Genomic DNA, 8,240 nt, shown 5'->3' with positions numbered 1-8,240 from the left:
ATGATCTTCAATAAAATTATTAATTTCAGAAGATATAGATTTACGTAATGCGGAGCAAATAAAAAAGACAGCATTAGAAAATGATAATTTTCTATTTCTTGAAAATGAATTACCTAAACTGTAAGCTTCTTTAAATTCACTCGAAGTAATTAAATTGTTTGTATCTTTCAAAATTGCAGATAATAATGTTGTATTTTTCATAATATTAAACCTCACTATAAATTTATTTCTCTATAGCGAGGCTGCAAATTTTTTCTCTATTGTCAAGCTTTTTTTTATATTTTTTATTTTATTCTTAAGTTGACGACATTGTGAGTTCGGTGGGGACAAGCCAATTGTTACATCTACACTTTTAGCAGTTGTTACTACAGCAGTTTTCTCAAGCATGTTTGGTGCTGGAGCAGTTGTTGCTATCGGAGTTATAGTATTACCAATTTTATTGTCTTTAGGTATTCCTAAAGTTTCAGCGCTTATTTCATTCTTATTATCGATAGGTGCAGGTTTATATATAAACCCAGTTATATTTAATCAATATCAAGCATTTTATTTAGATGTTAACGGAGCACAAGCTTACTTTTATGATTCAACTTACTTAAGATGGGGATTTGTTGCTTTAGGAATTCAATTACTTGTGGCTATAATTGTTCCAATCATAGCTTTAAAGAGAAATAAAAGAGTTCATGCATGGGCAGCTCAAGCTCCAGTTGCAGAAGAAGAACCTAAATCAGCACCAACAATTGCTTTAATTACTCCATTTATACCAGTTATTTTAGCAATAGGACTTAATGTTCCTGTTATAGTTGGTTTCTTAGTGGCAAGTTTCTTTGCGCTAGCAGTATGTGGAAAACTTACTTCATATAAGGCAACTACAGAGGTATTTGGTAAAACTTTTTATGATGGTGCTATAGATACAGCTCCACTTGTAGGATTCATGTTAATGATCCCTATGTTTAATAAAGCAGCAGAATTATGTGTTCCATATTTCAATGCAGTTTTAGGTGGAATAATACCAAACAACACATTAGTAATTTGTATTGCATTTGCAGTGCTTGCACCTCTTGGAATGTTTAGAGGCCCATTTACATTAGCAGGATGTGGAGCGGCTACATTAGGAATTTTAAAGAGTGTTGGTTTCTCAAACCTTCTATTATTCCCATTAATGTATGCACCAACAATAACAATGAATATCTCATGTTGTATAACTCAATCTTGGATAGTATGGGGACTTGGATATACAAAAGTAGGTACAAAAGATTTCTTAAAGAGAAGTATACCAATAGGATGGATAATCTGTGCAATATTAAGTATAGTAACATTCTTCATGTTCGGTAGATAATATAAATACAAAAATTCCGTCTCACAAATATTTGTAAGGCGGAATTTCTTTGTATATATTAAAAATGATTATATAATATAAAAACAAAAAGATATAAAAAATAGCAAAAGAAGAGGGAATTAAGGTGAAAAAGAAAGTTTTACGAATAGGAATTGATGTCGGAGGAACTCATACGAAAGCAGTAGCTATAGATAATGATATTCATGAAATTATAGGAAAGTATTCTGTGAAAACTACTCATGATGATAAAGATGGAGTTGCTAGAGGGGGTGTTGAATCCTTTACTAAATGTTTAAAAGAGAATAATATATCTGCTGAAGATGTTGTATTTGTTGCACATAGCACAACTCAAGCAACTAATGCTCTTTTAGAAGGTGATGTTGTTCATGTTGGGATTTTAGGTATTATAGATAGTGGAATAGCAGGATTTCTTGCTGAAAAGCAAATGAATTTAAAAGATATCGATTTAGGTACAGGTAGAAAAATTAAAATATCTAGTGTTTTTATAAAAAAGAATCATTTTTCTGAAGAAGGTGTTAAGGAAAAGATTGACGAATTAAAGTCTTTAGGGGCAGAAGTGCTTGTAACATCTATGGCCTTTGGGGTAGATGATATTAGTTATGAAATAAAAGCAGCAAAGGTAGCAGAAAGTATGAATATGCCAGTGACTGTAGCCTCTGATATTACAAAGTTATATGGGCTCACAAGAAGAACAAAAACAGCAGCCATAAATGCAAGTATACTTCCTAAAATGCTTGCTGTTGCAGAAAGTACAGAAAAGTCAGTGAAAGATGAAGGGGTAAAGGTTCCACTTATGATAATGCGTGGTGATGGTGGTGCCATGGATATAAGTGAGATGAAAAAAAGACCTATATTAACAATGCTGTCAGGACCAGCTGCAAGTGTTATGGGTTCTTTAATGTATCTTAGAGTGTCAAATGAAATTTATTTTGAAGTTGGAGGGACATCCACTAATATTGGAGTTATAAAAAATGGAAGACCGGCTATTGATTATTCTGTTGTTGATGGTCATAAGACTCTTGTTACATCAATTGATGTAAGAGTACTTGGAGTAGCTGGCGGAAGTATGATAAGAGGAAACAAAGATGGAGTAATAGATGTGGGGCCTAGAAGTGCACATATTGCAGGACTTCCTTATGCAGCTTTTACAGATCCTGAAGAAATAGTTGAGCCTGAAATAGAGTTCTTTTCTCCTAAAGAAGGAGATCCTAAGGATTATATAGCTATAAAATTGAAAAGTGGAAAGAAGATTACTATAACTAATACTTGTGCTGCAAATGTATTAAATTTAGTAAAACCAGGACAGTTTGCTTACGGAAATAGAGAATCAGCAGTTAAAGCAATGCAGGTAGTAGCAGATTACATGAATATTACTGTAGAAAAATTAGCTGAAGATATATTAGAAAATACTTATAAAAAAATAGAACCAGTAATTTATGAATTAGCAGTAAAATATAAGCTTTCAAAAGATCAGCTTTCTCTTATTGGTGTTGGAGGGGGAACAGCATCCTTAATAAGATATTGCGCTGAAAAGATGAACGTAAATTATAGTATTCCTGAAAATTCAGAAGTTATGTCATCTATTGGAGTTGCATTATCTATGATTAGGGAAAGTGTGGAAAGGGTAATTCCAAGCCCTACAAAGGAAGATTTTAAGAAGATTAGAAATGAAGCTGTTAATAATGTTATTAAAAATGGTGCATCACAAGATACGGTTGTATTATCATATAGAATATGATAATACAACATCTAAGGTTAGAGCTATAGCTACAGGTTCTGCAGAGGTTAAGTCTACAGATCTTTTAAAAGAATGTGATGAAGATGAAGCAAAAAGTATTGCATCAAAGGATATGAATACACCTTTAGAAGATACAATACTTATAGAAAAAACTAAAAACTTTTTTATATTTAGAGGAGGAGAAAAAATTAGAATTCTAGATAAAAAAGGTTTTATTAAGGTCCAACGAAGTAAGGGGATGGCTAAGAAATGTAAGGCTAAGGAATATAGGGAAGTAGTTAAGGATATTTATGAAAAACTTACAGTATATAAAGATGATAGTGTTTTAAGGCCAGACTTTTATATATGTTCAGGAGCAAAGGTTATGGATTTTGATTCTTGTACAGAGTTAAATCAAAATTTAATGCTTATGGAATTAATAGTCCAAGAAGTAGAAGAAAATGAAGATATAGTGGTAGTGGGAGTTAAGAATGAAATATAAAGAAAACTTTGCAGAAAAATTTATGAAATCTCTTATGGGAAAAAAGGATTCTAGTATAAAGAGTGATAATGAAAAAATACCTGAAATAAGAAAAATGCTAGAAGATTTAATAGCTGTTTCAGATGATAAGTGGGGCAGGTATGCTTTTAGAAGAGAACCTTTAAATGGTAGATCTTCAGAAAAAGAAAGAAACCTTTTAATAAGTAAAGCTAATATTTGTGGAAGAGAAGAAGCGGAAAAGATAAAAGAAAAATTTAATACAGAAAGTATATATGAATGTACAGAAAAATTAAATTTGAATGTAGATTACCCAGATAAACCAGTGGGTGGAGCACATATATTATTTGCCCAGTTTGTAGAACCTAATAATATAAGTTTATTTAAAGATAGTCTTGATAAGGCGAAAAAACTTATAGAAGAAGAAAGTTTACATAATATTTTTGAAGAAGATTCTATAAGAGAAATACTTTTAGCTCATGAAGTGTTTCATTTTATAGAAGAAAAAAATGATGAGTTATTTAAGAAGACAGAAAAAATAAGACTTTGGAAATTAGGACCCTTAAAAAATGATTCCAGTATAGTAGCTTTAGGAGAAATTGCAGGAATGGCTTTTGCAAAAGAATTTTTAAAGCTTGAATTTTCACCTTATATATTAGATATATTTCTAGTGTACATATACAATAAAGAAGCATCATATATGCTTTATAAAGAAGTTATGAATATAAAGTAAAGGCTGCCTTTTTGGCGCCTTTTTTAATGCATAGAAAAGTATAAAATTTTTTTGATGTTAAACACTGATTTTGACTGGCTTTCTCCTATGGAAGTTGTGAGGTGCATTAAAAAATAATTGTAGGCCGCAAAAGAACCTAAAAGCAAAATAATAAATTGTATTTTAATATGAAATTATTTTACTTTTAGGACCTTTTGCATGGCAAAACAAAGCTGCTTCCTGCGCTGAAAAGCGTGGCGTCAGCCACTTTGTTCAGTTAGTTCATTTATTATAAAATCTTTAAATAAATTACTTTCTTTAGTTTTAGAACTATTTTTATTTGTAGCTAACACTAAATTATAACTTATAGGAGTTTTCAAAGGATGAACGGATAAATCATAATTGGTAAATGACTTTAACACAGTGTTTGCCATAAGGGTTATACCAAGATTTTCTAAAACTAATCCTAAAATAGTTTCAATTTTACAAACATCGTAAAGAACATTAGGTTTGAAATTTTCTTTTTTACATTCTTTTACACATGTATCATACATGCATGAGTTTGTACATAGTATAAAATTTTCACCTTTTAGATCCTTAAATGATATATATTTCTTTTTAGATAAAGGATGCTTGTTAGATGTAACAACAACTAATTCATCATCAGCTAAAGGATATATATTAAAAGAATCTTTATTTAAATTTATATCTCTAGCAATAGTTAGGTCTATTTCAGATTTTTCTAACATCTTAACTATAGCTGGATTTTCATCTTCACGAATATTTAGTTTTATATTTGGATATTTATTTTTAAATGCAGCAATTACAGATGTTAATCCATATTGGCTTATAACTGATATTGTTCCTATATTAAGGGAAGAAGCAGCTTCTATAGAGTGCTTTTTCATCTTATGAATAATATCATAGTAACTATTTAAAAGGTTTTCTGCATAAAGAGCAAAATCTTCTCCAGCAGGAGTGAGTTTTGTGATTCTTGAGTTTCTTTCAAACAGTACAGTATCAAATTCTTTTTCAAGTGCTTTAATTTGCTTTGATAATGCTGATTGGGGCATACAAAGCTCATCGGCAGCCTTTGAAAAAACTTGAAGTTTTTTTACTGTTAGTTAGAAAATATTCTATTTGTTCTATGCTGATAAAAATCGCCCTCCTTAATAAATGCTATATACACATCATAAAACTATAGCACAAAATATTTAAAAAGGGAAAATAATTTTAAATATATAGGAATCAATTATTATTTTGGATGTTTTTTATGTATTCTAAAATCTTAAAAGATAATTCTAACTTAAATAGCATATTATCAGTATCTAAAGAACAATTAATGATGTTTTCAATTTTATGAAATCTATAAAAGAAAGTACTTTTATGTATATTTAGTATAGTAGATGCTTTAATTACATTTCTGTTATTACTTAAATATATTTTTAAGGTTTTTAATAGTTCAGTATTATGAGTATTGTCATATTCTTTTAGCTCATTAATACAAGGATGTATAAGGGTTAGTAGGTTTATTTCTGAACTACAATTTGCAAGTAAATAGGTATCGATATAATCATTAAAAAATATTATATTATTTTTTAATGCTAAAGAAGAGGCAAATACAGCTTGGTTGAAGAAATAGGTTGTATCTAATATATTTAAAAATGGCGTGCTTATACCACATTTTAATTTATTTAATCTAAGGAATTTTTTAAATCTAACATATTCATTATTTGTTATTACAGAATTTAAATCACTAGTAATAAGAAAAACTAATTTTTCTTCATAATATGTAAATATTGAATTATTAAAAATATTTTTTATGTTTAGAAATAACTCCTTTAAAGCAAAGTTGTGTTTGTAATCTGCAGAGGTTTTTTTAAAGGGAATAGACATAATGATAAAGTATTTGTAAAGAGGAAAATTGATGTTATTAAATCTCTTTTTTAAGTAATCAATATTATCAATTTTATTTGAAATAAGATCATTTAAATAATATTCATAATCTGAACCAGAATTACTTATAAAGATATCATCTTTTTCAATTTGAATTGAAAGTACCTTAGCTAGAGTATCTGCTAAATCTAGATGCTCGTCTATAAATTCAGTATTTGTTTTTGGTATTCCAATATAGAAAGTTGTGAGACTATTTGTTTTAATAGGAGAAAAAATAAATTTATCATTAGTGTTTTTATCCTCAAAGAAAAAAGATTTGTTTATGGAATATATAGAATCAATACATTTATTTTTATTCATAAGATCTATAAGATTATTCATTAAGTAACAATCTCCATTATCAGTTTCTGTATAGGAATTAATTTCTCTAGCAAGAGAAGATTTTGCTATAATTTGATAGCTTGTATTTAAAATGAAAATAGGGTTTTTGAAGATAGTTTCAGCTGTGTCAACTATTTCTTGAATGTTATTTTTTTCAAATAAACTATTAAATATAATGCATTGTTTTTTATATAAATTATCCTTTGTCATGAAAACCTCTCCATTCATAAAAAAGTAGGAATTAGAATGAGAAAACAATCTGAAGTTCCTTCTTTTGTCTAATATCATAAAAAGTTTAAGATGATACTATTATATATATAATTTTACTACATAAATTACTTAGATGTTAAGTATAAATAATGGAGGTATAAATAAATGACTTATACGGTGTTAGGCGTAACAGCAGGAAGAAAAAATTCAAACTCAGAAATATTATTAAAAGAAGCATTACTTGAGTGTGCAAATCAAGGTGCAGACGTTAAAATGATTAATTTAAGAGATTATAATATTGAAGAATGTACAGGATGTACAGCATGTACTCATGGTTTTACAAATGGTAAAAACGTTGGTTGTACTTTAAAAGATAAAGATGATAAAGATGAAATTATGAAAGTTATGTTAAATGTAGATGCAGTTATATTTTCAGTACCAACTTATGACTTAATGCCTACAGCAACATTTACAAAATTCATGCATAGAAATTTAGCTTATGAATCATCATTTTTAGAGGCTATAGGAGCTGTAGAACATAAAGATAGAGTAGCGGGACTTATTGCAGTTGGAGGTTCAACTCGTTCATGGCAATCAATGGCACTTGAATCAATGCAAGCAACATGTTTTACTAATGACTTTAAAGTTGTAGACATGTTATTAGCAACAAGAGTTCCAACACCAAAGCAATGTCTTCTTCATGATGACCTTATAGAAAAGGCACGTAAAATGGGAGAAAATATAATGAAGTCTTTAAATACACCAGCTGAAGAAAGAGTATGGCTTGGAGAAGAAGATATGGGATGGTGTCCAAACTGTCACTCAAATGCTTTGATTTTAGGTGAAGTACAATGGGATGGACTTCATTTCCCTGTAGAATGTCAAGTATGTGGAGCAGGTGGAAACTTAGAAAAAACAGAAGATGGTAAGTGGAAGTTTGTAATTCAAGAAGATGGATTATGTAGAGATAGAACAGATGTTAAAGGTAGACAACATCATGGTGATGAAATAAATCATACTCAAGGTGGATTTTATACTAAAGAAAATCTTGCAATAGTAAAAGAAAAATTTGAAAAATATAAGAATATTAATTTCCCAGGAATAGAAATAGAAAGATAATAAATAAATTAATATATAGTAAAAAATAGGCCATAATTAAAAGAGGGCACTGAAAAAGTGCCCTTCGGAAAATTAAGTCCAAAAGATTGTTATTCAACAATCTTTTGGGCTTTTTATGTTATACTTAATTTATTAAATAATAAGGGTGATTAGAGTGATAAAAAAGCAAGAAACAATGATTTTAAGTGAATATACAGGAATTTATGATTTGGTTGTTCCCAAAGACAATATGCTGAGAAAAATTAATGAATTAATTGACTTTTCATTTGTTTATGACGAACTTTCTAATAAATATTGTTCTAATAATGGTAGAAATGCTATAGATCCAATTCGTATGTTTAAATATCTT

At 29.0% G+C, this 8,240-nt stretch carries 8 protein-coding genes and 1 pseudogene; 6 read left to right on the top strand and 3 right to left on the bottom strand.

Features of this window, described 5'->3' with window-relative positions; genetic code table 11:
• The coding region (locus BM384_RS13315) for a hypothetical protein (RefSeq protein ID WP_347455080.1) at window positions 1-201 on the bottom strand (201 nt) is incomplete at its 3' end.
• Window positions 202-385: 184 nt separating this feature from the next.
• Between BM384_RS13315 and BM384_RS13310 the strand changes: the two genes are divergently transcribed.
• The 4 genes from BM384_RS13310 to BM384_RS13300 all read left to right on the top strand — a co-directional run bounded on the left by BM384_RS13310 (window position 386) and on the right by BM384_RS13300 (window position 4,306).
• A complete protein-coding gene (locus tag BM384_RS13310) occupies window positions 386-1,336 on the top strand; it encodes a citrate transporter (protein ID WP_242946035.1) in 951 nt (316 codons plus the stop codon).
• A 124-nt stretch (window positions 1,337-1,460) separates the two neighbouring features.
• Window positions 1,461-3,095 (top strand): hydantoinase/oxoprolinase family protein, encoded by a 1,635-nt coding sequence (locus tag BM384_RS13305; protein ID WP_347455079.1) that lies wholly within the window; start codon window positions 1,461-1,463, stop codon window positions 3,093-3,095.
• Window positions 3,073-3,576, top strand: a complete 504-nt coding sequence (locus BM384_RS18685; RefSeq protein ID WP_347455078.1) for a hypothetical protein — start codon at window positions 3,073-3,075, stop codon at window positions 3,574-3,576. Before BM384_RS13305 ends, BM384_RS18685 begins: the two co-directional genes overlap by 23 nt.
• Window positions 3,566-4,306 carry a hypothetical protein gene (locus tag BM384_RS13300; RefSeq protein WP_090014335.1) on the top strand — a complete coding sequence of 247 codons (741 nt, stop codon included), beginning with the start codon at window positions 3,566-3,568 and terminating at the stop codon, window positions 4,304-4,306. The genes BM384_RS18685 and BM384_RS13300 overlap by 11 nt, the downstream gene beginning before the upstream one ends.
• A 239-nt stretch (window positions 4,307-4,545) precedes the next feature.
• Here BM384_RS13300 and BM384_RS13295 read toward each other — a convergent pair whose 3' ends face one another.
• Together BM384_RS13295 and BM384_RS13290 are read right to left on the bottom strand one after the other, a co-directional pair.
• Window positions 4,546-5,358 carry a LysR family transcriptional regulator gene (locus BM384_RS13295; RefSeq protein WP_139232118.1) on the bottom strand — a complete coding sequence of 271 codons (813 nt, stop codon included), beginning with the start codon at window positions 5,356-5,358 and terminating at the stop codon, window positions 4,546-4,548.
• A gap of 175 nt (window positions 5,359-5,533) precedes the next feature.
• Complete coding sequence (locus BM384_RS13290; protein ID WP_175537386.1) at window positions 5,534-6,772, bottom strand: PucR family transcriptional regulator; 1,239 nt, start codon at window positions 6,770-6,772, stop codon at window positions 5,534-5,536.
• A gap of 165 nt (window positions 6,773-6,937) precedes the next feature.
• Here BM384_RS13290 and BM384_RS13285 point away from each other — a divergent pair, with 165 nt between their 5' ends.
• Both BM384_RS13285 and BM384_RS13280 read left to right on the top strand, forming a co-directional pair.
• Entirely contained in the window at window positions 6,938-7,891 is a 954-nt protein-coding gene (locus BM384_RS13285) for a flavodoxin family protein (protein WP_090014331.1), read from the top strand.
• A gap of 154 nt (window positions 7,892-8,045) precedes the next feature.
• Window positions 8,046-8,240 (top strand): annotated as a pseudogene (locus BM384_RS13280) (IS5/IS1182 family transposase); the annotation flags it as partial.

This window comes from Clostridium sp. DSM 8431 (genome assembly GCF_900116755.1).
Taxonomy (GTDB): domain Bacteria; phylum Bacillota; class Clostridia; order Clostridiales; family Clostridiaceae; genus Clostridium.
This window is presented reverse-complemented; position numbering and strand designations above follow the sequence as displayed.

Coding starts and splice junctions, on each gene's coding strand:
- BM384_RS13295 (WP_139232118.1), bottom strand. CDS start 5,358: ATGCCCCAATCAGCATTATCAAAGCAAATTAAAGCACTTGAAAAAGAA.
- BM384_RS13290 (WP_175537386.1), bottom strand. CDS start 6,772: ATGACAAAGGATAATTTATATAAAAAACAATGCATTATATTTAATAGT.
- BM384_RS13300 (WP_090014335.1), top strand. CDS start 3,566: ATGAAATATAAAGAAAACTTTGCAGAAAAATTTATGAAATCTCTTATG.
- BM384_RS13310 (WP_242946035.1), top strand. CDS start 386: ATGTTTGGTGCTGGAGCAGTTGTTGCTATCGGAGTTATAGTATTACCA.
- BM384_RS13285 (WP_090014331.1), top strand. CDS start 6,938: ATGACTTATACGGTGTTAGGCGTAACAGCAGGAAGAAAAAATTCAAAC.